General features: G+C 61.9%; 24 protein-coding genes and 3 tRNA genes. 9 read left to right on the forward strand and 18 right to left on the reverse strand.

Translation table 11 applies throughout. From position 1 onward, the window contains the following. Positions 1-5 precede the first annotated feature (5 nt). From lysS to tilS, 15 genes are all read right to left on the reverse strand, one after another. The gene (gene lysS, locus HCR76_RS12365; protein WP_166990885.1) at positions 6-1,526 is read right to left on the reverse strand and encodes a lysine--tRNA ligase; all 1,521 of its coding nucleotides are present in this window, start codon (positions 1,524-1,526) and stop codon (positions 6-8) included. Positions 1,527-1,614: 88 nt separating this feature from the next. Then, positions 1,615-2,301 (reverse strand): Rossmann-like and DUF2520 domain-containing protein, encoded by a 687-nt coding sequence (locus HCR76_RS12370; protein ID WP_166990888.1) that lies wholly within the window; start codon positions 2,299-2,301, stop codon positions 1,615-1,617. Next, a complete protein-coding gene (locus tag HCR76_RS12375) occupies positions 2,298-3,884 on the reverse strand; it encodes a PH domain-containing protein (RefSeq protein ID WP_166990891.1) in 1,587 nt (528 codons plus the stop codon). Before HCR76_RS12375 ends, HCR76_RS12370 begins: the two co-directional genes overlap by 4 nt. Further along, on the reverse strand, positions 3,881-4,432 hold the full coding sequence (locus tag HCR76_RS12380; protein ID WP_166991717.1) for a PH domain-containing protein: 552 nt from the start codon (positions 4,430-4,432) through the stop codon (positions 3,881-3,883). The genes HCR76_RS12375 and HCR76_RS12380 overlap by 4 nt, the downstream gene beginning before the upstream one ends. Continuing rightward, positions 4,407-4,874 carry a DUF3180 domain-containing protein gene (locus tag HCR76_RS12385; RefSeq protein WP_166990894.1) on the reverse strand — a complete coding sequence of 156 codons (468 nt, stop codon included), beginning with the start codon at positions 4,872-4,874 and terminating at the stop codon, positions 4,407-4,409. The genes HCR76_RS12380 and HCR76_RS12385 overlap by 26 nt, the downstream gene beginning before the upstream one ends. Beyond that, positions 4,871-5,383: a 2-amino-4-hydroxy-6-hydroxymethyldihydropteridine diphosphokinase gene (folK, locus tag HCR76_RS12390; protein ID WP_166990897.1), complete on the reverse strand. Its 513-nt coding sequence runs from the start codon at positions 5,381-5,383 to the stop codon at positions 4,871-4,873. Before folK ends, HCR76_RS12385 begins: the two co-directional genes overlap by 4 nt. Further along, positions 5,380-5,760, reverse strand: a complete 381-nt coding sequence (folB, locus tag HCR76_RS12395; protein WP_166990900.1) for a dihydroneopterin aldolase — start codon at positions 5,758-5,760, stop codon at positions 5,380-5,382. The genes folK and folB overlap by 4 nt, the downstream gene beginning before the upstream one ends. A gap of 28 nt (positions 5,761-5,788) precedes the next feature. Further along, entirely contained in the window at positions 5,789-6,391 is a 603-nt protein-coding gene (locus HCR76_RS12400; RefSeq protein ID WP_166990903.1) for an energy-coupling factor transporter transmembrane component T family protein, read from the reverse strand. Continuing rightward, positions 6,388-7,107: an energy-coupling factor ABC transporter ATP-binding protein gene (locus HCR76_RS12405; RefSeq protein WP_166990906.1), complete on the reverse strand. Its 720-nt coding sequence runs from the start codon at positions 7,105-7,107 to the stop codon at positions 6,388-6,390. The genes HCR76_RS12400 and HCR76_RS12405 overlap by 4 nt, the downstream gene beginning before the upstream one ends. Before the next feature lie 4 nt (positions 7,108-7,111). Further along, entirely contained in the window at positions 7,112-7,711 is a 600-nt protein-coding gene (locus tag HCR76_RS12410) for a biotin transporter BioY (RefSeq protein ID WP_235934222.1), read from the reverse strand. A gap of 119 nt (positions 7,712-7,830) precedes the next feature. After that, the gene (gene folP / locus HCR76_RS12415; protein ID WP_166990909.1) at positions 7,831-8,637 is read right to left on the reverse strand and encodes a dihydropteroate synthase; all 807 of its coding nucleotides are present in this window, start codon (positions 8,635-8,637) and stop codon (positions 7,831-7,833) included. Continuing rightward, positions 8,634-9,215, reverse strand: coding sequence for a GTP cyclohydrolase I FolE (gene folE, locus HCR76_RS12420; RefSeq protein ID WP_166990912.1), 582 nt, complete (start codon positions 9,213-9,215; stop codon positions 8,634-8,636). The genes folP and folE overlap by 4 nt, the downstream gene beginning before the upstream one ends. 19 nt (positions 9,216-9,234) lie before the next feature. Further along, positions 9,235-11,280 (reverse strand): ATP-dependent zinc metalloprotease FtsH, encoded by a 2,046-nt coding sequence (ftsH, locus tag HCR76_RS12425; RefSeq protein ID WP_166990915.1) that lies wholly within the window; start codon positions 11,278-11,280, stop codon positions 9,235-9,237. A gap of 126 nt (positions 11,281-11,406) precedes the next feature. Beyond that, positions 11,407-11,964 carry a hypoxanthine phosphoribosyltransferase gene (gene hpt, locus HCR76_RS12430; protein WP_166990918.1) on the reverse strand — a complete coding sequence of 186 codons (558 nt, stop codon included), beginning with the start codon at positions 11,962-11,964 and terminating at the stop codon, positions 11,407-11,409. A 27-nt stretch (positions 11,965-11,991) separates the two neighbouring features. Further along, the gene (gene tilS, locus HCR76_RS12435; RefSeq protein ID WP_166990921.1) at positions 11,992-13,008 is read right to left on the reverse strand and encodes a tRNA lysidine(34) synthetase TilS; all 1,017 of its coding nucleotides are present in this window, start codon (positions 13,006-13,008) and stop codon (positions 11,992-11,994) included. A gap of 53 nt (positions 13,009-13,061) precedes the next feature. On the opposite strand from tilS, the gene ppa reads away from it, so the two are divergent. Next, positions 13,062-13,556, forward strand: coding sequence for an inorganic diphosphatase (gene ppa / locus HCR76_RS12440; RefSeq protein WP_166990924.1), 495 nt, complete (start codon positions 13,062-13,064; stop codon positions 13,554-13,556). A gap of 59 nt (positions 13,557-13,615) precedes the next feature. Here ppa and HCR76_RS12445 read toward each other — a convergent pair whose 3' ends face one another. Further along, positions 13,616-14,959, reverse strand: coding sequence for a M23 family metallopeptidase (locus tag HCR76_RS12445; RefSeq protein WP_166990927.1), 1,344 nt, complete (start codon positions 14,957-14,959; stop codon positions 13,616-13,618). Between the two features lie 262 nt (positions 14,960-15,221). On the opposite strand from HCR76_RS12445, the gene HCR76_RS12450 reads away from it, so the two are divergent. The 3 genes from HCR76_RS12450 to HCR76_RS12460 all read left to right on the forward strand — a co-directional run bounded on the left by HCR76_RS12450 (position 15,222) and on the right by HCR76_RS12460 (position 15,551). Beyond that, a tRNA-Glu gene (locus HCR76_RS12450) sits at positions 15,222-15,294 on the forward strand. Between the two features lie 48 nt (positions 15,295-15,342). After that, positions 15,343-15,416: transfer RNA gene (locus HCR76_RS12455), tRNA-Asp, on the forward strand. A 62-nt stretch (positions 15,417-15,478) separates the two neighbouring features. Next, positions 15,479-15,551 (forward strand) — tRNA-Phe (locus HCR76_RS12460). A 244-nt stretch (positions 15,552-15,795) separates the two neighbouring features. Here HCR76_RS12460 and HCR76_RS12465 read toward each other — a convergent pair. Next, entirely contained in the window at positions 15,796-16,035 is a 240-nt protein-coding gene (locus HCR76_RS12465; protein ID WP_166990930.1) for a hypothetical protein, read from the reverse strand. A 350-nt stretch (positions 16,036-16,385) separates the two neighbouring features. On the opposite strand from HCR76_RS12465, the gene HCR76_RS12470 reads away from it, so the two are divergent. From HCR76_RS12470 to HCR76_RS12490, 5 genes are read left to right on the forward strand one after another with little or no spacing between them, the layout of a single operon-like run. Then, positions 16,386-17,876: a sugar transferase gene (locus HCR76_RS12470; RefSeq protein ID WP_166990933.1), complete on the forward strand. Its 1,491-nt coding sequence runs from the start codon at positions 16,386-16,388 to the stop codon at positions 17,874-17,876. After that, positions 17,876-18,349 (forward strand): FAD synthase family protein, encoded by a 474-nt coding sequence (locus tag HCR76_RS12475; RefSeq protein WP_166990936.1) that lies wholly within the window; start codon positions 17,876-17,878, stop codon positions 18,347-18,349. Before HCR76_RS12470 ends, HCR76_RS12475 begins: the two co-directional genes overlap by 1 nt. Positions 18,350-18,361: 12 nt before the next feature. After that, positions 18,362-19,480 (forward strand): GDP-mannose 4,6-dehydratase, encoded by a 1,119-nt coding sequence (gmd, locus tag HCR76_RS12480; protein ID WP_166990938.1) that lies wholly within the window; start codon positions 18,362-18,364, stop codon positions 19,478-19,480. A gap of 2 nt (positions 19,481-19,482) precedes the next feature. Continuing rightward, positions 19,483-20,445: a GDP-L-fucose synthase family protein gene (locus HCR76_RS12485; RefSeq protein ID WP_166991723.1), complete on the forward strand. Its 963-nt coding sequence runs from the start codon at positions 19,483-19,485 to the stop codon at positions 20,443-20,445. Further along, a complete protein-coding gene (locus HCR76_RS12490; RefSeq protein ID WP_166990941.1) occupies positions 20,435-21,691 on the forward strand; it encodes a glycosyltransferase family 4 protein in 1,257 nt (418 codons plus the stop codon). The genes HCR76_RS12485 and HCR76_RS12490 overlap by 11 nt, the downstream gene beginning before the upstream one ends. Here the strand turns inward: HCR76_RS12490 and HCR76_RS12495 are convergent. Further along, on the reverse strand, positions 21,681-23,003 hold the full coding sequence (locus HCR76_RS12495) for a glycerophosphodiester phosphodiesterase (protein ID WP_166990944.1): 1,323 nt from the start codon (positions 23,001-23,003) through the stop codon (positions 21,681-21,683). The two genes, HCR76_RS12490 and HCR76_RS12495, sit on opposite strands and share 11 nt — an antisense overlap. Between the last annotated feature and the right edge of the window lie 123 nt (positions 23,004-23,126).

The raw sequence follows: 23,126 nt of genomic DNA on the forward strand, positions 1-23,126 counted from the left end.
GGTGCCTACTTCACAAGCGGAAACAGAATAGTTTCACGGATGCCGAGGCCCGTGAGCGCCATAAGCAAACGGTCGATACCCATGCCCATGCCCCCCGACGGCGGCATGCCGAACTCGAGCGCCCGCAAAAACTCCTCGTCGAGTTGCATCGCCTCGAGGTCTCCCCCCGCGGCGAGCTTCGCCTGCTCGACGAAACGCTCACGCTGAATGACAGGGTCGACGAGCTCGGAGTAGCCGGTTGCCAGCTCGAAGCCGCGTACATAGAGGTCCCACTTCTCCACGACGCCGGGGATGCTGCGGTGGTGCCGAACAAGAGGGCTCGTGTCGACGGGGAAGTCCATGACGAACGTGGGCCGTTCGAGACCGCCCTTGACGAAGTGCTCCCACAGTTCCTCGACGTACTTGCCGTGGATGGGGTGCGGAACCTCGAGCCCAGAGGCATCCGCGAGCTGCTTAAGCTCCGCGAGCGGGGTCTCGGGAGTAATGGTGCGGCCTGCGGCATCCGACAAGCTCTCGAACATCGATATGCGGTCCCAGTCACCACCGAGGTCGTACTCGACTCCGTCTGCCCAGGTCACCACGTGCGACCCGGCAACGTCCATCGCGGAGTTCTGAATGAGCTTCTGCGTGAGGTCTGCAATCGAGTTGTAATCGCCGTACGCCTGGTAGGCCTCGAGCATCGCGAACTCGGGGCTATGTGTGGAATCGGCGCCCTCGTTGCGGAAGTTGCGGTTGATCTCGAAGACGTGGTCGATGCCGCCGACGACTGCGCGCTTGAGGTACAGCTCTGGAGCGATGCGAAGAAACAGCTCTGTGTCGAAAGCGTTTGAGTGGGTGACGAACGGGCGCGCCGACGCGCCGCCGTGCATCACCTGCAGCATAGGCGTCTCGATCTCGATGAAGCCGTCGTCGTCGAATGTGCGGCGAAGGCTCGCAACAGCCTGTGCGCGCATCACGACGTTCTTCCTCGCCTGCTCGCGGACGATGAGGTCGAGGTAGCGGCTGCGCACGCGCGTCTCTTCGTTCAGCTCGTTGTGCAGGTTGGGCAGCGGAAGCACGGCCTTCGACGCGATCTGCCACGACTCGACCATGATCGACAGTTCACCGCGGCGGCTCGAGATGACCTCGCCCGACACGAAAACGTGGTCTCCGAGATCGACGAGGACCTTCCACTCGGCCAGGCTCTCTTCCCCCACCGACGCAAGGCTCACCATGGCCTGAAGTCGCGTGCCATCGCCGGACTGGAGGCTGGCGAAGCAGAGCTTGCCTGTGTTGCGCACGTGCACGATGCGCCCGGCGACGCCGACAGTCACGCCCGTGGCCGTGTCGGTCTCGATGTCGCCCCAGTTCGCCCGCACGTCGGGGATCGTGTGCGTCACGGGGACGCTGACCGGGTACGCTCCCTTGCCGGGATCGCTCGCCTCGGCGATCAGTCGCTCGCGCTTCTCCAACCGCACCTGCTTTTGCTGGGAGATCTCGTCGGCGGTGGGCTCGTCGGGCGTCTCGACAGTGCGGTGCTCGGTCATGCATCAACCTTTACGGATCGGAGGTGGGCTGCGGCGGTCGGGCCGAGTCAAGTTTACCCGGCGGATGCTGGGCTGGAGCAGTCCGCACTCAGCGCTCGGCCGACAGGGCGTCTTCGACGGCGCTGCGCACGAGAGACGAGAGGTATGCACCCGGGTGCTCAACGCCGATTCCCTGCAGAATTCCGGATGCCTGCTCGACGATCGAGCGCGAGAACACACGCGCTGTCTCGATCGCCTCGGCATACGCTGCTCTGTCATCTTCGGCGATGACAACGGGCTCCCCACCCATTTCGACGACGAGCGCCTGGCCGATCGGCAACACGGGGGAGGGTCCCGTGACGGCGAAGAACGTCTCGGCAAGTCGGGTCAGGTCGAGGGACGTTCCCGTGAACGACATCGCGGGATGAATGGCCAGGGGGATGCTTCCCGCACGCTGCGCTGGCTCGAGAACTCCCACTCCGCTGTCCGGTGCCGTGTGCACGACGATCTGCCCTGGGCGCCACGTCCCCGTTGCGGCAAGACCCGACACGAGTGCGGGCAGCTCAGCATCCGGAATGGCGATCAGAACGAGTTCGCTGCGCTCGACGATCTCGGGAATCTCGAGAACTGGCACACCGGGAAGCATCGTCTCGGCGCGGTCACGGCTCGCCTCCGATACCGCCGAGATTCCCACGAGCGCGTGACCGGCGCCGGCAAGCGCCGAGGCGAGCACAGGACCGACGTGCCCCGCGCCGATCACACCCACGCCGAGGCGTCCCGCGCGCTGATCGCTCATTCGGGAACTGCAGCCCAACGCTGCGTGGTGTCAGAGTTCGCCGCGTTCGTTGCCGCCTCATTCACGTTCGAGAAGAAGCCGAGCGCACTGTCGCGTGATAACTGCCCCACCGACGCGGTGACGGGGCCCGCCACCGTGTGTGCCTGACCAGAAGCGAGCCCGCGACGGCGCTGCCACGGCCCCTGAGTGATCTTCACCGATTGAATGCGCGCGAGGGGAACGATCACGAGGCGGCGATGGGCGAATCCCTGCCGGGTGATGAGCACGTCGCCCAGCAGCGCATACCCCACGCGACGCCAGGTGAGTGGGTTGAAAATCCATGAGGCGCGGGGTGCAGTGATGTAGTCGTCGTCGGGGCCTGAGCCGAGAAGACCGCGCTGCACGAGGTCACTCGATTCTTCGGGCGAGATGCCCGGAAGCACGAGCGCAAGTACCCGCTCGACGTCGTCGATCGTGCCAACCGGCATGAGCGTCGCCCGCTGCTGCGCCTGATTCTGGTTGGAGCCCGGGGTGTCTTGCACCGCCGTGTTGATGCGGATCTCCCACCAGCCGAACGGGCGCCACAGCAGCGGCTGCCGCACTTCGATGCCGTGCAGGCGACCGGGGGGAATCGTCTCGTTTGACGTTGAGAGCAGTCCGAATCCCACTCGGATGCCGTGCTGCGTTGCGGCGATCGAGTAGCGAAAGGACTTAGTGATGCGCGACCAGTAGTACGTGAAAAAACCGATGATCGCGGGCACAACGCTGAAGAGCACCCACGGCGTGCCGTAGATCGATGCGAAAACGAGCCCGATGATGAGCAGGATGAGAAAGACCGTCGTGTCACTGATCACAACGGAGCCGACGATGCGCATCGGTGGAATGCGCACCACTGATTCAGGCTCGGCCAGATCTGGATCGAGCTCTGGCGCGAGAAACTCGTTCACGCGATCCGTGACGAAGCCCTCTGCGCTCTGTTGCGTTGCGGCAGGGGCTGCCACCTCGCCCTTCGCTCCCGATGCGAGGCGCAGAACATCACGGCGCAGGCCGTCGGTGCGTGCGGAACCGAGGTAGGCAAGTTCAACGCTAGCGCCCTGACCGGCGACAGATATCTGCAGTTTTGCGGCGCCGACGAGCCGGGGAATGAACGCGCGAGTGATGTTGATTCCCTGAATGCGATCGAGTGCAGCCCTGCGGTGGCGGCGAAACAGGATTCCGCTGCGCACTTCGACGGCCTCGTGAGTGACTCGGAACGTGTGCATGCGCCATGAGAAGTAGAACCCGAGAATGAGCACGACGAGCAGCACAGCGAGCGCGACCAGAGCCCAGCCCACGAGGTTCTCACGATAGATCCAGTCGAGCGGGTCGCCGCCGTACTCCGAGTATTCGTCGTTGCCGACGAACATCGCGATGAGTCGCTCGCGCATGTTGGCGATCACATAGCCCAGCACCACGATCAAAATGATTCCGCCGCGCAACAGCGGTGTGGCGGGGTGCAGCCGATGCCACTCGCCGTCGGCGAGCGTGTCGTTCGCCAGAGACTGCGCAACGGCGGCAACGGCAGATTCCGGATGCTGCGGGACAGCGCTTTGCTCGTCGCTCATATGCCGGCCCGGCGGGTCTCGGCCACCTCGACCAGGTGGTCGCGCAGCTTCTCTGCCTCATCGTTCGGGATGCCGGGAATGGACACTCCCGTCGCCGCGGCCGCGGTCACCAACTTCACCTCTGCAAGCCCCAGTCCACGAGCGAGAGGGCCGCGCGTAATATCGACGAGCTGCATGCGACCGTACGGAACGGCGACGATCCGCTGCCACATGATGCCGCGTCGGAAGACCAGATCGTCTGCACGCAGCTGGTAGCCGATGGCCTTGGCCTGGCGCGGAGTGATCACCAGGTCGATAATCGCGACAACAAGGGCCACGCCAAAAGGAATCCACGCCCACGTCTGGCCCGTGAGAGCGAGCACGCAGAACACGGCAAGCAGCACAACGAAGAAGATCACCGTTCCGATGATCTGCACAAGGACGTATTTGGGTGAGACGCGCATCCACTCGCTGATCTCGAGTTGCAGTCGCCCCTCACCGCGCGGTTCGACGAGATTCGATTCGTGAGAGTTGAGCGGTGATTCAGGATTCGGCGGAGTCTGGGTCATCATCCTCATCTTTCGGCAGTCTGCACAGGTGCTCAGCGATCAGGCCCGCTGTGATAAGCAGTGCGGAGCCGAGCGCCATGGCGGCGGTGAGCCACACTGATGCTACCCCGGGCAACACCGTGCGGGTGATCATAAACGTGACGGCCCCGAGCGCGAGCCCGAGAAACAGCGATCCCGACCAGCTGGAGGCACGCGCGAGAGACACGATGCGCATCGCCTGAAACGGATCGACACGGCGCGTGGATGCGCCCGTCACCGCTCGACGAATCGGAATGGAGAAGCCGACGACGATCGCACCGACGACAACAAGGGTGAGAGCAAGGGAGATCGGCGGTACAAACACCGCACTTCCCGATGTCGTGAGCGCCATCTCTGTCAGAAACCCCGCAACGATGCCGATGGCCCAGAGGCTCACAAGCGGAGTAGCCGTCGTGCGCTTCATTCTGTGTCGCTCGCAAGGGTGCGCCGCAGCTCGTCAACCCGCCCGCTGCCGGGCAGCACGGCATCCGGATCTACCTCGAGCCACGGGTCGAGCACAAAGGCGCGCCCTGCCGCGCGAGGGTGCGGCAGCGTGAGATGGGGGTCGTCGCTCTGCACGTTTCCGAATGCGATGATGTCGATGTCGAGCGTGCGGCTGCCCCACCGCTCGGTGCGCACCCGCCCGTGGGCGTCTTCGATGCGTCGTGTCGCCGCAAGGAGCGCCTCCGGGTCGAGCACCGTGCGGGCGAGCACAACTCCGTTGAGATAGGCAGGCGCCGTCTCGTCTTCTCCGTCGAGCGTCACGGCTACCGATTCGATCGGTGTCGAGACAGCGTCCACAAGAATGCCTGTCGTGTGTCGCAGATCGTCAACGGCTGCCGCGAGCGTCGCACGTCTGTCGCCCAGGTTCGCTCCGAGAGCAAGCACCACCGGTGTCGAGCGCAGCGGACGCATGGGGTCACGCACGATCATGCCCGCTCCTTCGACCGTGTGATCGTCACCGAGACGTCGTCGAACGGCACGCTGATGGGCGCCTGGGGCTTGTGCAGCGTGACGCGCACCCTCTGCACGGCAGCAACCTCGAGCGCTGTTCGGGCGACACGCTCGGCCACTGTCTCGATGAGGTCCACGGGCGATGACGCCACCGCGGCGGCAACGGCTTCGGCAAGCTCCCCGTAATGCACAGTGCGCGAGAGATCGTCGCGTGCACCGGCGTCGCTGAGGTCGGAGAACACCGTCACGTCGACAATAAACTCTTGCCCGTTTTCGCGCTCGAAATCGAACACGCCGTGATTGGCGTGCACACGGATGCCCGTGATCGTAATGGCATCGAGATCACTGTCGTTCACGAGTACCACTCTGCCACGACACGTGCCGTCACTCGACCCCTCGAGCAGCGAGAGCCTCGGCCGTGTCGTCGGCGTGCCGCAGGGACTGCACGAGCAGCGGCACAACAAACGCCTTCACGCTCAGACGTCCGATGCGCGCCCGCTGCGCGTCGCGCAGTTCACCGGCGAGCCCCGCGACGACGGGAACCGTCCTGATGGTGAGCGCGAGCATCAGCCCGATGCGATCGGGGTTGACGCCGAACCGCCGAAACGGATGAAGTGCGTGTTCCACGGCATCCAGAATCTCTGTCGTGCGTGTCGTCAGGGTGACGATCGCGGCGAGCAGCAGCACGACAACGACGCGGGCTGCCGTGGCCAAGACCGTCGGAATCGGCAGAAAAAGCAGGGGAACCACAACGATGAACATGATGATCCAGCGGATCGCGAGCACCTGGCGCCACAGTTCCCCCACGCCGAGCCTGCCCACGAGGTAACAGGCGAGAACGAGCACGGCACCGCCACCGAGGTTCCACAGCGACGGAGGCGGCACCGCTACAACGAGCACAGCAACAACGAGCCCGATCAGCTTCGTCCCGGCGGGAAGTCGGTGCAGGATGCTATCGCGAGCACGGTATTGGCCGAGCATCGTCATTGTCGAGCCACCACGTCGGTGAGGTAGCGCTCGATCACCGTCGACGGCGTTCCCTGCGCAATGAGGTGTGCCTCGTCAAACAGGATCGCCTCGTCGCAGCGCGACGCGAGATCAAGATCGTGGGTGACGATCACGCACTGCTGAGGCAGCCCGAGAAGCAGATCGGCGATGCGTCGAGCATTGCGAGCGTCGAGCAGCGTTGTCGGTTCGTCTGCGACGACCATCGACGGCGTGGGTGCGAGCACGGTCTGAATCGCCAGCATCTGCTTCTGCCCGCCCGACAGATCGTGGGCCGGCAGATCAGCGTGACCGGCCAGGCCGTTTTCGGCAAGCACCGTCATCACACGGTCGGCGATCTGCCCCTTTGTGAGCCCTCGCCCACGCAACGAGAACGCAAGGTCTTCGGCAACCGTCGGCATGACGATCTGCGCATCGGGGTTCGTGAAGACGAAGCCGACGCGCTTGCGCAGGGCACGAGCAGCCTTCACCGTGTCGAATCCCCCGACAGACACGTGCCCGCTCGTCGGGGTGCGCAAGCCATTGAGCAGACGCGCGAACGTGGATTTCCCCGATCCGTTCAAGCCGATCACAGCGAGGTTGTGTGCGCGGGAGGTGAGCGAGACGTCGTCGAGCGCCGTCACCTCCCCCACGGCAGTCGGATGCCGCACGGTGACGTGCGCGAGGATGATCTCGCTTTCTGCGTTGTCGGGCAGCATCCGCTTATCGAACCGCCGTCGCGCGGGCCGTTGCCGGGGCTGGTTCGCGCCGCGGCGTGACAAACGCGCGCGGGTACGCCTTCCAGACCGCAAGGGTGAGCATCACCGTGAGACCCGCTTTGATGGCGTCGCCTGGGACGAACGCGAGGTTCGCGATGGTCGCATCGGTCAGCGAGAGACCGAGAGTTGCCGCCATGACCGGGATGCCGACGGCGTAGACGACAACCATGCCGCCGATGACGGATCCGAGCGCAACACGCCACCACACCGGCCGCGTTGCCCCGATGTGCACGATCGCGCCGACAGCAGCAGCGCCGGCGATCCAACCGAGCAGGTACCCAGACGAGGGCACGAAGAACACGCCGATGCCGCCGCGGCCTCCCGAGAGCAGCGGAAGGCCCGCAGCCGTGAGCACGAGAACGACGATGACGGATGCCGCCCCGCGCCACCAGCCGAGAATGGCTCCGGCGAGCATCACGCCGAGTGTCTGCAGAGTGATGGGCACCGCCATGCCGAACGGGCTGATCGCTCCGGGGATGCCCAGAACGGCGATGATCGCGGCGAATGTGGAAATTCGGGTGATGTCGTTCAGCGTTGTCTTCACGATTACCTAGCGTGTCAGGCGGTGCGTGCTTCTCGTTGTGGAGTATTGCACATCGAATCGGCGAAATTGTTGTATCGGGTATCCAAAGACAAGGGGAAAAGCGCGCCGCTTGCGTGCTGTCATTGGTCGTCGCGATGAGCGTTCACAGCGTCGAGAACGTTGAGCGCGGTACGGGTTCCCGTGACGTTGTGCACGCGAACAGCCCAAATGCCTGACTGCGCGCAGAGCATGCTGATGGCCGCTGTCGCCGGATCGCGCTCCGCCGGGTGCGCGCCAGTGGGAGACACCGTCGACAGAAACCGCTTGCGGCTGGCTCCGACCAGCATCCGCCCCGCCAGGGATTCGAACCGGTCAAGGTGTGCGAGAATCGCCCAGTTGTGCTCCGGGTTCTTCGAGAAGCCAAGGCCCGGGTCGATGATCAGCCGCTCGGCGGCAATTCCCGCACGTGTCAGCGCGTCGATGCGCCGCGCGAGCTCGCCGTGAACGTCAGATACGACATCGTCGTAGTGCACCCGCTCGTGGGGATCGGTGAGATACCCGCGCCAGTGCATCGCCACAAAGTCCCGGCCGCTTTCCGCTGCCACCCGCGGCATATCGGGATCGACAAGGCCCCCGGAGACGTCGTTGATGAGTTCAGCGCCGGCCTCAACACTTGCTGAAGCAGTGGACGAATGCATGGTGTCGACGCTCACCGAAATGCCCTCGGCGGCGAGCGCCGCAATCACCGGGATGACGCGGCGCTGTTCTTCAACCGGATCGACAAGTTCGGCGCCAGGACGCGTCGACTCGCCCCCGACGTCGATGAGATCGGCACCCTCACGGCATAATGCCCGAGCGTGCTCGATCGCATCGTCGTGACTGAAAAAGCGTCCGCCATCGCTGAAGGAATCCGGCGTGACGTTCACAACGCCCATAATCAGGGTCATTCGTCGCCTCCCCGTGCAATCAGCGCGACGACCTCCGCTCGCTCGACCGGATCGGCCAGCGTGCCCCTGCTGGCGAGAGTGACGGTCGTGGATCGTGCCTGCTGAGTGCCTCGGGCAGAGACGCAGGTGTGTGCGGCGTCCATGATCACGAGCACACCGGCGGCCTGCAGCCCCGTGCTGATCGCCTCGACGATCTGCTCGCCGAGTCGTTCTTGCACTTGCGGACGAGCCGCAAGCACCTCGACGACGCGTGGAATGCGCCCGAGCCCGACCACGCGTTCTCGTGGTGCGTAGGCAACGTGAGCGGTGCCGATGAACGGCAGGAGGTGATGCTCGCACATCGAGCGGAAGGCGATGTCGCGCACAATCACGATCTCGCCCGAGTCACCGGATTCGAGGGGCATACCCTCGCCGAGCACGTCCAGCGGGTCCTCGCCGACGCCATGGAAGAATTCGGCGTATGACTCAGCAACCCGTTGCGGAGTGCTCTCGAGCCCGGCCCGATCGACACGCTCACCGATAGCTGCGAGCAACTCCCGTGTCGCCGCTTCGATGCGCTCCCGATCAACACCCGTCATGGTCTCTGCTCGCTGGGCTCTACGCGCTGCCCGAACCTGGGGTGCTCTCGGAATCCACGTCTGCTGCGCCCGATCCCGATGACTCAGAATCGGACGATTCGGGCGATCCTCCGGCAGGCTGCGATGTCACGTTGCCATCCGTCACGCCGGGTTCGATCGGAGCCGACTTCGGGATCGCCACAGGGGGCAGATCGCTGACGGGGCGTCCTTCGCTTGAGAGCCAGACGGGTCGCTCATCGAGCTTGCGCACGGGTGCGAAAATGTCGGCGAGCTGATTGTGGTCGAGCGTCTCCTTCTCGAGCAACTCGCTCGCGAGCGTGTCAAGTACATCGCGGTTGTTGTTGATGACCCTCCACGCCTCGTTGTGCGCCTGCTCGATGAGCTCGCGCACCTGCTTGTCCACCTGCTCTGCGAGCTCCTCGGAGTAGTCGCGCTGGTGACCCATGTCGCGGCCGAGGAACATCTCGCCAGAGGCCTGGCCGAGCTTGATCGGCCCCACTTCTGTGGTCATTCCGTACTCGGTGACCATCTTGCGTGCGATGCCTGTCGCCTTCTCGATGTCGTTTGATGCACCGGTGGTCGGATCGTGGAACACGATCTCTTCGGCGACGCGGCCGCCCATCGCATAGGTGAGCTGGTCGAGAAGCTCGTTGCGGGTGACGGAGTATTTGTCCTCGAGCGGAAGCACCATCGTGTAGCCAAGCGCGCGTCCGCGCGGAAGAATGGTGATCTTCGTCACCGGGTCAGTGTTATTCATCGCCGCTGCAGCGAGAGCATGTCCGCCCTCGTGGTACGCGGTGATGAGCTTCTCTTTCTCATTCATCACGCGTGTACGACGCTGCGGGCCGGCAATCACGCGGTCGATCGCTTCGTCGAGTGCGCGGTTGTCGATGAGCTGGGCGTTGGAGCGCGCCGTCAGCAGGGCAGCCTCGTTAAGCACGTTCGCCAGGTCTGCACCGGTGAAGCCGGGCGTCTTGCGCGCAACGACTTCGAGGTCGACTCCCTCGGCAAGTGGCTTACCGCGGCCGTGAACTTCGAGAATCTGCAGCCGGCCGTTCATGTCGGGGGCATCAACACCGATCTGCCTGTCGAATCGGCCGGGGCGCAGCAGCGCCGGGTCGAGAATATCGGGACGGTTTGTCGCCGCGATCAGAATCACATTCGTCTTGGGATCGAAGCCGTCCATTTCGACAAGCAGCTGGTTGAGGGTCTGCTCACGCTCATCGTGGCCACCGCCCATGCCCGCTCCGCGGTGCCGGCCGACGGCATCGATCTCGTCGACGAAGATAATCGCCGGCGAGTTCTCCTTCGCCTGCTGAAACAGGTCACGAACGCGGCTGGCGCCGACGCCGACGAACATCTCGACGAAATCGGAGCCCGAGATCGAATAGAACGGAACTTCTGCCTCGCCCGCGACGGCGCGTGCAAGCAACGTTTTACCGGTTCCGGGAGGGCCGTAGAGCAGCACACCCTTGGGAATGCGTGCTCCGACCGCCTGGAACTTGGCCGGGTCCTTCAGGAAGTCCTTGATCTCATCGAGCTCTTCGATCGCCTCTTCGGCACCGGCTACATCGGCGAATGTGACCTTTGGCGACTCCTTCGATACGAGCTTTGCCTTGGACTTGCCGAACTGCATCACCTTTCCGCCGCCGCCCTGCATGCTCGAGAGCATGAACCAGAAGAACAGCCCGATCAGCAGTAGAGGAAGGAGGATGCTGGCCATCGAGAGCCACCAGTTGCCCTGGGGGACCTCATCGTTGAACCCGTTCTTAGGAGACGCAGAATCCACAGCCTTCACCACAGCGTCTGCGCGGGCGTCGATGAAGTAGAACTGCACCATCTTTCCGCTGTCGCCGGCATCTTTGCTGAGGGTGAGGTCGACGCGGTTGTCACCTTGGGTGATCACGGCCTCAGTGACCGTCTCGCCCTTCAGCAGATCAAGACCTTGCTGCGTCGTGATCTCTTTGTAGCCACCGATGTTCAGCAGGCTCGACCCGATCCAGAATGCCAGGATGGCAATGAGGATGTAGGGAATGGGGCCTTTGAAGATGCGCTTCAGGTTCATGGGAGTTAGAGCGAGAGGCTCAGCACCTTTCAGGTGAGGTGAGCGGGGCAGACCAGCCCCGTCGAATTAGCGTAACGTGCAGCTGCTGTGCGCGCCCTCGGTGTTCCCCGAGGGCGTACAGGGAGGTCAGTCCTCCGTATAGATGTGCGGTGCAAGCACCGCCACATCCCGAAGATTGCGGTAGCGTTCGGCGAAGTCGAGGCCGTAGCCGACAACGAAATCGCTCGGGATGTCGAATCCCACATATTTGCAGTCGATCGTCACCTTCGCGGCGTCAGGCTTGCGCAGCAGGGCGCATACCTCGACGGACGCTGCGCCGCGCGAGGCGAAGTTGTCGAGCAGCCACGACAACGTCAGACCCGAGTCGATGATGTCCTCGACAATGAGAACGTGCCGACCGGAGATGTCTGTGTCAAGGTCTTTGCGAATCTGTACGACGCCGCTTGACTTCGTGCTCGCGCCGTAGCTCGAGACGGCCATCCAATCCATCTGGACGTTGTGCCCGAGGTGGCGCGAAAGGTCGGCCATCACCATCACGGCGCCCTTCAGCACTCCGACGAGTAGGAGGTCTTTTCCCGCATAATCGGCGTCGATGTGCGAAGCGAGTTCCTCAAGCTTCGCGTCGATCTGCTCTTCGGTAACGAGCACCTTGGTGAGGTCGCTCTCAATTTCACTCGCGTGCATGGATCGAGTCTACGTGCCCGGCTGCGCTCACGCCTTTTCGGCCGCTGTGAACACGATGCGGTCTCCACGTCTCGAAACACTGATGCCGGGTACGTTGATGGGGCCCTGCCCACGCCAGTCGGTGACGAGCGCAGCGATCGCCAGGGTGTGCGTGCGCGAGAGCGATGCACCGAACTCGGCCTGTGCGACATATCGAATCAGCCGATTGCGCAGAGCTGCCGGATTGTGAGCGAGCGCACTCACTTCGACGGCGATGCCCGCCTCCGCCGGTTCGCACACCTCCTCAATGAACTCTTCGATCATCTGCTCGAAGGCATCCTCGTCTTCACGCGACTGCTCGGCAGTGCGCGCCAGCGCTTCGGCGATGCCTGGCCCGAGCTCCTTCTCGAACACAGGCAGCACGATTCTGCGCGCCCGCACGCGCGCGAACGCGTCGTCGTCATTCTGTGGGTCGTCCCACACCTCGATGCCGCGCGCCATGCAGGAGTCGCGTGTCTGCTTCCTTCGCACTCCGAGCAGGGGCCGCGCGTATCTGCCGTTCAGCGGAGCCATCGCCTTGAGGCTCCCGGCCCCGGAGCCGCGAGCAAGCCCCAGCAGAACACTCTCCGCCTGGTCGTCGAGCGTGTGTCCGAGCATCACCAGTTCAACCCCTGTGCGGTCTGCAACGGCGTCGATCGCCCGGTAACGCGCATTCCGTGCCGCGGCTTCGGGCCCACCGGCATCCGTCACTGTCACCTGCTCGATGTGCGCCTCGATGCCCCATGTGGCGAGGGTCTGAGCCGTGCGCTCCGCGACGGTGCCCGAACCGGGCTGCAGCCCGTGATCCACGGTGATCGAATGCACCCGGATGCTGCGCGCCTTCGCCTCGAAGGCGAGCGCCGCCGCGAGGGCCATCGAATCGGCGCCGCCACTCACGCACGCCAGCACGGCTGCGTCGGCTGAGCAGCTCTCGAGACTTCGCCGTACGCCGAGCCGTACGGCTGCCGTCGCCGCATCGAGACGCGAACGACCGTCATTTTGTGTGTGGGAAGTTGGAGAGGGCATCAAGTAACGTTAGTTCAGGTTTTTCGATCATCACGATCATAAGGAGAAAGCATATGGCCGAGTACGACGTCGTCGTAGAGATTCCCAAGGGCAGCCGCAACAAGTACGAAGTCGATCACGAGACAGGTCGCGTCTATCTTGACCGCGTTCTCTTCACGGGTTTCGTGTACCCGGTGGACTACGGCTACTTCGAGAACACCCTCGGTCTCGACGGCGACCCCGTCGATGCTCTCGTGCTGCTCGAGTATCCACTCTTCCCCGGCGTCGTCGTCAAGGTGCGCCCGATCGGCGTTCTCAACATGAGCGACGAGGCGGGTTCAGACGCCAAGGTCGTCTGCGTGCAGCACAAAGACCCGCGCTGGCAGCACATTCAGGACATCACGGATGTCCCGCAGCACCAGCGTGATGAGATTGAGCATTTCTTCAAGCGCTACAAGGACCTCGAGCCGAACAAGTGGGTCACGGTCGACGGTTGGGGCGACGTGGCTGAGGCGGAGCGCATCGTGCAGGACGGCTTTGCCAAGCTCTCCGAGCAGGGCGGGCACTGACCAACCGCTGAGAGTGCAAAAAGCCCCCGCGCATTTCCGTGGGGGCTTTTGCTCGTGCATCAGATGTAATTGAGCGGGTTGACCGGGTTCCAGCGCCCCAGACGTATCTCGAAGTGAAGATGGTTTCCTGTCGAACTTCCCGTACTGCCGATCGCGCCGATCGCCTGCCCGGCGTTAACCCAGCCGCCCCATCGATAGATTGAGCTCATGTGCCCATAGCCCGAGTAGACGTTTCCTCCGTGATTGATGAGCACGTAGTTTCCGTAGCCGCCATATACACCGGCGTACTCGATGGTTCCGCCCTTGGCGGCCCATACGGGCGATCCGTAACCTGCACCGATATCGATGCCTTCGTGCAAACGCTGTTCATGGTAGATGGGGTGATATCGCCAGCCAAACGGCGACGAGATGTAATGGCTCCCGGTTGGCCAGCGCCAGCCGGTAGACGATCCGCCGCCGCCGCCACCGCCTGACGAACCGCCGCCACCTGAAGAACCGCCGCCACCACCATTGTTCTTGGCAGCTTCTTCCGCGGCCTTGCGCGCAGCTGCTTCACGAGCCTTGCGAGCGGCTTCCGCAGCCTTTCTGCGCTCTTCGACGCCCTTCTTATACTGCTCGATGGTCTTGGAGGTCTTGTCCTGCAGCGCCTCAAGCTGAGCCTTGAGAGTCTCTTGCCGCGACTCCTGCTCGGCCAGTGCGTTTCGCGCAGCCTCTGCCGCGGCCTGCGCCGCCTTATACGCCTCTTCTGCCTCCTTCTGCAGGCGATCACGCTCATCCCGCGCAACGACGGCCTGATCGCTCAGCGACTGCGCAGTGTTCTTCGCAGTGAGGGCGCTCTGGTACACAGACTGGTTGTGCTCGACGAGCTTCGTCATGCTGCCCAGCGCATTGAGCAGATCGTCGGTCCCAGATGCTGTCGCATCGAAGATCAACCCGAGGCTCGCATTGTCCCCTCCCGACCGATACAACTGCGCCGCAAGCTGCCCCGCTTTGGTGATCGCGGCCTCTGCTTCGACCTCTTTGTCATCAGCCTGCTTCTGAAGAGACTCAGCACGCGAGATCGCTTCAGAAAGGGCGATGCCTGCCTCGTAGAGTTTCTGCCCGGCAGCTTCCTCCGCTGCCTTGGTGTCGGCGACGCGTTGCTGGAGGGAAGCGATCAGGTCCTTGATCTTCTTGATCTGGTTGGCCTTGGCCGACTGATCATTCTTCGCCTTCTTGACGTCGTCCCAGCTGGGGTATTTGTCTGCCCAGGCCGGAGCGATGCCCGCGACACCGGCGACCGCGCTGACAACGCCGAAGACCCCAAGTGAGATCACCTGTCGGCGCGTCGCGCCAGCCTTCGAATCGTCGACAAGGGGACGCGAGAAAATGCCCGCACGAGGCTCTCGATCTCGCTTCGACATCTCAGTACACCGACCTTTTCACATTTGTAACAGACGTAACAGTGTTAACACTATTCCCAAGAATCCACCAATGAGCGCGAGAAATCAAGGTTTCCGAACGCGACCGCACCGTGAATCTAACCGCCGAAGTGGCCGAAACGCGCGACATTTGAGGCTCGTCGCCAGATCGGCGCGCCCGGGCTGTTGCGAAATTTGTGAATCGGCATTGTTGCCCATATGCTTTTACGTCGGTAGGCAAAGCAACTCCTCGGAGTGGTTTTGAGGCCCCATCGTTTAGCGGCCTAGGACGCCGCCCTTTCACGGCGGTAGCACGGGTTCGAATCCCGTTGGGGTCACGAGCACTGCTGAACGTGCTCTACAATTGAAAAGCGAAATCAAAGTTTGGCCCTGTGGCGCAGTTGGTTAGCGCGCCGCCCTGTCACGGCGGAGGTCGCCGGTTCAAGTCCGGTCAGGGTCGCTGGTGAAAAACCCCTTCGAAAGGAGGGGTTTTTCTCCCTTATGTGGCACATGTGCTGCATTGGCTCTGTAGCTCAGTTGGTAGAGCGTTCGACTGAAAATCGAAAGGTCACCGGATCGATGCCGGTCGGAGCCACTGAAACCCTCACCTAGCTTCTACATGGTGGGGGTTTCTTCGTTTCTCCGAACGGATCAGGCTCACAAGGCCGCTTTGCGCGGAGCCAGACGGCGTGGCATCAGGTGAGCGGTCGCACACACACTCTTCCTCGACGTATTCTGAAAAACGGATGCACGGTGGTCGATTAGCTGCGTGCAGGTCGATTAGCTGCGTGCATGCACGTGACGATTCCGGATGCTGCTCGGCGGGCACGCTTCAGATCTCAGCATCCGGTGTTCGCCCGCGGTCCGTCGCTGTCGCGCGCGGCGATCAGCGCGGCTTCCCGTCCGAGCCGCAACGCCGCTTGGCGAACAGGGTCGACGAGGTCCGCACTCCGGATGTCAGCGACGGTGACCACCCACGGGAAACCATCACCCAGGTACGCGATCTGCTCGCCAGGCAGGCGGCAGAGAATGCGATCGGCTTTCATCTCGAGTTCCCAACGGGCATTGTCGTTCGTCATGATCCTTCAATTTCACTAGGGAGGGGCATCTGCCTGCGGCTGAGGGGTGTTTCTCGGGCCATGGAGGAGGCTTCACTTCATGAGACGTACTCACGTCTGATTTATGACGGCGCAGCCTTACCCACATTCGAGGGTCACCTCTGAACCGCACGCGCGGGCGCGTCACAGTATAGAAACGGACCCACCTCACAAGCAGGCGTAAGGCATCGTGGGATAATATGAGTAATCCTCACCCTCGCATTGGGGGCATGCACTGACCTTCTCTACTCTCTAGGCTCGCTAATATTAATGAGTAATCCTCATGTTTAACGTGAGTGGTTCGATGCTCACGACTGGCGGGGAGACGGACGATGACAGAGGTCAAGCTACGCTTCGGAAGTACATCAGTACTGTCGGAGCTTGCTGGCGCTTTTCGTCACGCGCGCACCGCAGGAAAGACGTTAGACAAACCGTGGGCACGGCACTATCAGTCGCGTCTCGTCGTTACCGATTCGGTCGTTGTACTCGCTGCGAGCGCGGCAGCGAACGTCGCAGCGTCGGCGCAGAACTCGAGCCAACTAACAACGTACTCGGTCGCTACGGGCCTCGCCATGAGCACGATCTGGCTGGTCATGCTTGCTGCACTCCACACTCGCGATCGTCGAATCTTCGGCACTCAGGCCACCGAGTACAGACGTGTCGTCGCAGCCACATCGAGCGCATTCGGTCTCGTGGCGATTCTCACTGTGCTCTTTGACGTCCCTGGAACGCGCGATTACTTCGTCGTCGCTCTGCCTCTCGGCTTGCTCGCTCTGCTTTTCAACCGCAAGGCCTGGAGAGAGAGTTTGACTCGTGCAAGAGCTCGCGGCCGATCAATCGCTCGCGCCGTCGTGATCGGCGATCCTGTCGATACGCGATACGTCATCAATCAGATACAACAGCACTCTGCTTCTGCGTTCACGATCGTCGGCGCGGTGAACACTGGAGACTCGGCTCGTCACGCAATCGACGGGGTTCCCGTGCTTGGGGGCTACACCGACGTCGCCGAGGCCGCGCGTACCGTGCAAGCAGACACCGTCATCGTGGCAAGCCAACCTCATGGGGGCGGTGACATAATTCGCAATCTGAGCTGGCAGCTCGAAGGCACCGCTACCGACCTCGTGCTCGCTTCACGTCTCACCGACGTCGCCGGTCCCCGCATTCACTTCCGTCCCATTGAGGGGCTCCCACTTATACACGTCGAGATCCCCCAATTCGATGGCGCAAAGCACGTTGCCAAGCGGATCTTCGACGTCACAGCGTCCGCACTCGGCCTCATCGCTGCGCTACCGATCATGGCGGTTGTTGCGCTCATCATCGAGGTCGATGACCGCGGGCCGGTGCTTTATCGACAGGAGCGAGTGGGGCGTAACGAGACCACATTCACGATGTATAAGTTCCGCTCGATGGCGGCCGACGCCGAACAGAGACTAGACGAGGTGCGAAAACTCAACGAGGGCAGCGGCGCTCTCTTCAAAATGAAGAACGACCCTCGTGTCACTCGGGTCGGGCGTTGGATTCGCAAGTACTCGCTCGACGAGCTTCCCCAGCTGTGGAACGTTCTCATCGGGGATATGAGCCTGGTCGGGCCTCGGCCGCCGCTGCGCAGCGAAGTGGAGACCTACGAAGAGCACGTGCATCGTCGCCTGTACATTAAACCCGGACTCACCGGCATGTGGCAGATCGGCGGCCGCAGTAATTTGTCTTGGGAAGAGAGCGTCCGCCTCGACCTCTATTACGTCGAGAACTGGTCTCTCGTCGGCGACCTTGTCATCCTATGGCGCACCGTTCGCGTGCTTCTCAACCCCATCGGAGCCTACTGATGGCATCACAACACCAACGCGTCGGCTATGCGCCGGGCGCATTCGACCTCTTCCACATCGGCCACCTCAACATTCTTCGGCACGCTCGAAGCAAGTGTGACTATCTGATTGCGGGTGTCGTCTCCGACGAAATGCTCCGCGAGGTCAAGGGAATCGAGCCCGTCATTCCCCTCGTCGAACGGTTGGAAATAATTCGGAGCCTGAAATTCGTCGATGAGGCAGTTGTCGAGCCGGTACCGGACAAGCTCGACATGTGGCGGATGCTTCGGTTCAACGTGCTTTTCAAAGGTGACGATTGGAAGGACACCGTCAAAGGGATCCAGCTTGAGAACGAGTTCGAAATGGTCGGCGTCGACATTGAGTACTTCCCTTACACCGTATCGACATCGAGCACAAAGCTTCGGAGTGCTCTCGACGCCATCACTCGTTCATCGGCGCCAACAGATGCGCCATCTGATTTCAGCCGTTCCTAGGGAGACAACGACATGAAAACCGCGCTTATCACGGGAGTCACAGGACAGGACGGTTCATATCTTGCCGAGTTCCTTTTGGAGAAGGGATACGACGTGCACGGCATCAAACGCCGTTCCTCGTCGCTGAACACCTCGCGCGTCGACCACATCTACGAAGATCCTCACGAGCTCGATTCACGCTTCCACCTTCACTACGGAGACCTCACTGATGGCACGAGCTTGACCAGGATCATCCAAGAAGTGCGACCAGACGAGATCTACAATCTTGGGGCCCAGTCGCACGTGGCCGTCAGCTTCAACCAGCCCGAGTACACCGCAGACGCCGACGCCCTCGGAACCCTCAGAATTCTTGAGTCGATTCGAATCCTCGGGATGACGGACGACGTGCGTTTTTATCAGGCTTCGACAAGCGAACTCTTCGGGCTTGTGCAGACGATCCCGCAAACGGAGAACACCCCGTTCTACCCTCGTTCTCCGTATGCGGTGGCGAAGCTCTACGCATACTGGATTACGGTGAACTACCGCGAATCCTACGGAATCTACACCTGTAACGGCATCCTCTTCAACCACGAATCGCCACGACGCGGCGAAACCTTCGTCACCAGGAAGATCACACGCGGGCTCTCCCAGATCGCACTCGGTCTCGAGTCGTGTCTCTACTTGGGAAACATGGATTCCCTGCGGGACTGGGGGCATGCCAAAGACTACGTGCGGCTTCAGTGGATGATGCTTCAGCAGGACAAGCCTCAGGACTTCGTCATCGCGACCGGTGAACAATATTCCGTGCGCCAATTCGTCGAATGGTCCGCGGCAGCGATGGGTGTCACACTGGCATTCCGTGGAACGGGACTGGATGAAGTCGGCGTAGTCGAAGCCGTGGAAGGTGAGGCAGCTGCTGCGCTGAAGCCGGGCGATGTGATCGTGCGCGTCGATCCACGCTACTTCCGGCCAGCAGAGGTAGAGAGCCTGCTCGGCGACGCGACAAAGGCAAAGTTCCATCTCGACTGGGCCCCCGAGATCGGTGTCAAGGAGCTGGTGTCCGAGATGGTCGCCACCGACCTCGATGCCGCGCGCCAACACGCTCTTCTGCGGCAGCACGGTTTCACCGTTCCTGTCGTCTTGGAGTCGTGAGCATGCGTGAAAAGGTATTCATCGCTGGCCATAGAGGAATGGTTGGATCGGCCCTTGTCCGACGTCTCGCGCGGGAACCCGTGGAGATTGTCACCGCCACTCGCGAGCAGCTCGATCTGACTGACCCCGCCCAGACCCAGAAATTTTTCGCAGCACGAAACATCACGCAGGTTTACCTTGCCGCGGCGAAAGTCGGCGGCATCCACGCAAACAACACCTGGCCTGCAGACTTTATTCTCGACAATCTGCGCATTCAGAACGGAGTGATCGCCGGTGCCCATGCAGCGAGAGTGCAGAAGCTCCTGTTTTTGGGATCGAGCTGCATCTATCCACGCGACGCCGAACAGCCCATTGCTGAAGCCAGCCTGCTCGACGGCCATCTTGAAGTGACCAACGAACCATACGCCGTTGCGAAGATCGCGGGCATCAAGCTCTGCGAAAGCGTAAACCGGCAGTACGGAACCGACTTTCGCAGCGTCATGCCAACCAATTTGTATGGCCCGGGAGACAACTTCGATCGCGAATCAAGTCACGTTCTCCCCTCTCTGCTGCGGAAGTTTCATGAGGCGGTGCAGAGCGGCTCGCCCGTCGTCGATGTCTGGGGAACAGGAACACCCCGACGCGAATTCATGCACGTCGACGATCTCGCGGACGCATGCGTTCACGTGATGGCCGTGCCGAAGGATTGGTTTGACGCCGTCGTCCCTCCTCAGCGGTCCCACATCAATGTCGGCACAGGAGAGGACATCTCGATCCAGGGTCTGGCCCAGCTCATCGCCGACGTCACGGGATTCAGCGGCAGCATCCGCTTCGACGATTCGAAGCCTGACGGCACGCCGCGCAAGCTGCTCGACATTCACCTCCTCCGATCGCTTGGCTGGTCACCGCACATCGCCCTTCCTGACGGAATCCGATCGACATTCAACTGGTTTGCCACAACGAATGGGGCATACCGTGGCCGCTAGACATGCAACACGCATCACCGTTGTCGGGCTGAACTATGCCCCCGAACCGACCGGTATCGCCCCGTACACGACAGGAATCTGCGAGGCGCTCAGCGCTCGGGGCCATGATGTGACAGCAGTGACCGGACTCCCCCACTACCCCCAGTGGAAGATTCAGGGATCCGAACCTCGCACCGAAGTCCGAAACGGCGTCGCACTGCGCCGTGTCCGTCATTACGTTCCCAAGCGACCATTCGGTCTGCGCCGCGTACGGCTCGAAGTGTCTTTCGGCATCCGTTCGCTGTTTCGCTCATGGAACAAACCGGAATCTCTTGTTTTCGTCTCCCCTGCACTCCTCTCGACATTGATCGGCACCATCAAGGCGCGCGTCCTGGGAATTTCGTATTCTGTCTGGGTTCAAGACATCTACTCGCTCGGAATCAAACAGGTGTCGACATCACGCCTGGCGCAGCTGCTCTCTCGCGTCGAACGGTCCGTACTGAAGAATGCAGACCAGGTTGTCGTCATCCACGACAGGTTCCGCCGTTATATCTCGACAGAGCTCGACGTTCCGCATTCTCGCATTCGAGTTGTGCGCAACTGGAGCCACGTGGCGCCACAGGTACCAACAAAGAACGCGACGCGCAGCGTGCGTGAATCGTATGGATGGAAAGACAATGACGTCGTCGTCGTCCATGCAGGAAACATGGGAGCGAAACAGGGTCTCATCAACGTCATCGACGCGTCCCGCATTGCAGCCGAACGCGGCTCTGCGGTGCGATTCGCCTTCGTGGGCGATGGAAACATGCGGGAAATGCTCGAGCAGGATGCCGTTGGCGTCAACGTGCAGTTCATAGATCCGCTTCCCGTTGAACAGTTCGACACGCTTCTCGCCTCCGCGGACGTTCTCCTCGTCAGCGAAGTTCCAGGGCTCACAGAGATGTCGGTGCCAAGCAAGCTCACGACATATTTCGCCACAGGAGTTCCTGTGTTGGCGAGTGTGTCAGCGTCGAGCGTGACAGCAGATGAGATGGTTGCTGCCGGAGCAGGTCCGCGAGTGGACCCTGACGATCCGAAAGCACTCGTCGATGCCGCCGAGTGGCTTGCCCGCACTGATACGGATGCACGTGCGCGCTTTGGACTCTCAGCTCAGCGATACTGCCGATCTGTGCTCTCGGACCACACGGCAATCGACAGCTTGGAGAACCTGCTGATCTCGTCGCGCACCCCAGGCAATCCAGCCATCGGAATTCCCGTCACTCGATGAGAATCTCGCTAAACGCCGCAGGCTCGCTCGTGGGATAGTTCTTGCACAAGGCGATGTAGCCCCCTCGATGCGCCGTGTCGTTCGCCGACACCTCCGACGAAAGATCCGCGTCTCGGCTGACTCTCACGTCAGTTGGCGACACACGCACGACGAGAGTAATCCCCTGGCCGGCCACGGGCGGCGAGGTCGATCGAACACCAAGTGACGTTCCGTTGTCTTCGCCCGCTGACCGCAAAATGAGCTCGAGAGATCCGTTTGCGCGCAACAGCGCATGATAGCCGGAAGTCTCACTTGGCACGCCGATGCGGTAGGGGGCATCCGATTCGAGACAGAAGGCGATACCCGCCGCTGCCGAACCATCGGGTACCGCGTCTGGCCATTGTATTTTCAATGACACAACGTATGTCGTGCTTGCGACGGGTGACAGAGAGCCCATCCCGTAGCTCTGAATCTCGTCCTTGTCGAGAGTGACAGATGCATCCTTTTCGCTCAGTGTCGGTTGGTGCGACCAACCGTTGTCGACAGACCACGGCAGGTCCCCGGCAGCTCGGAGCCCAGACGAGTACGAGTCTTTCGTCGCTCGCGGCTTCTGCGACATGACATAGGGAATGTTTGAACACATCATGCCCTGCACTCCGAGCGTCGCAAGATGATCGCGAAGAGACCGACGGTGAACCTCCCACACGATCACAGGGATTCCGGTTTCCACGGCCAATCGCACAATCTCGTCTGGTGCCGAATGATGAATGCCGATCATGTCGAAGTGCTCGCTCAACTCGTCGATGCGCTCGTGGATCTCGCTGGTGAAGTAGCCCCAGGTCGTGTACCCGCGTTCAGAGGCCTGGGTGACTTGCCTACCGGCCGCCCATTGCTTCCAGACGAAATGCTTGGCAGCATCCGGGTATGCGTCCATGATGTCGAGGAGGTCGCTTGTGTGCTTCCCTGTCTTGTCTTCGAGGAAGATCACGTTGTCGCCCGCGAATGCATCCAGCACCTCGTCAAGCCGGGAGATTGGAACAAGGTCTGCTGCAGGGCCGAGCCACTCGCGTGCATCGTTGCTGAACTGGCTGACCTCATTCCATGTCAGCTGTTCGATTTCGGCATCGGTACCGGTGAGCCTTTTGAGATTCGAGTCGTGCTGGCAAACGAAGACACCATCCCGCGTGCGATTCACCGACACTTCAATAGCGTGAGCCCCGGCCTCAAGAGAACGCCCATAAGCCAACGCCGTGTGCTCGGTCCAGTTGTCTCCCGAACCCCTGTGCGCCACATAGAACGGCGTCAGCTTCTTCAGTTGATCGATGCTGCGCACCGGCCTCGCTCCGGCGGAGGAGCTCGTAGTAGGCGATGACGGGGCTGGAGAGTTGCAGCCAGCAAGAACCACGAGCGAGGCACTCCCGATGAGGAAGTGCCTCCGGTCCAGCCCTCTCGGCGA

Origin of the sequence: Paramicrobacterium chengjingii (assembly GCF_011751765.2) — a bacterium.
GTDB lineage: Bacteria > Actinomycetota > Actinomycetes > Actinomycetales > Microbacteriaceae > Paramicrobacterium > Paramicrobacterium chengjingii.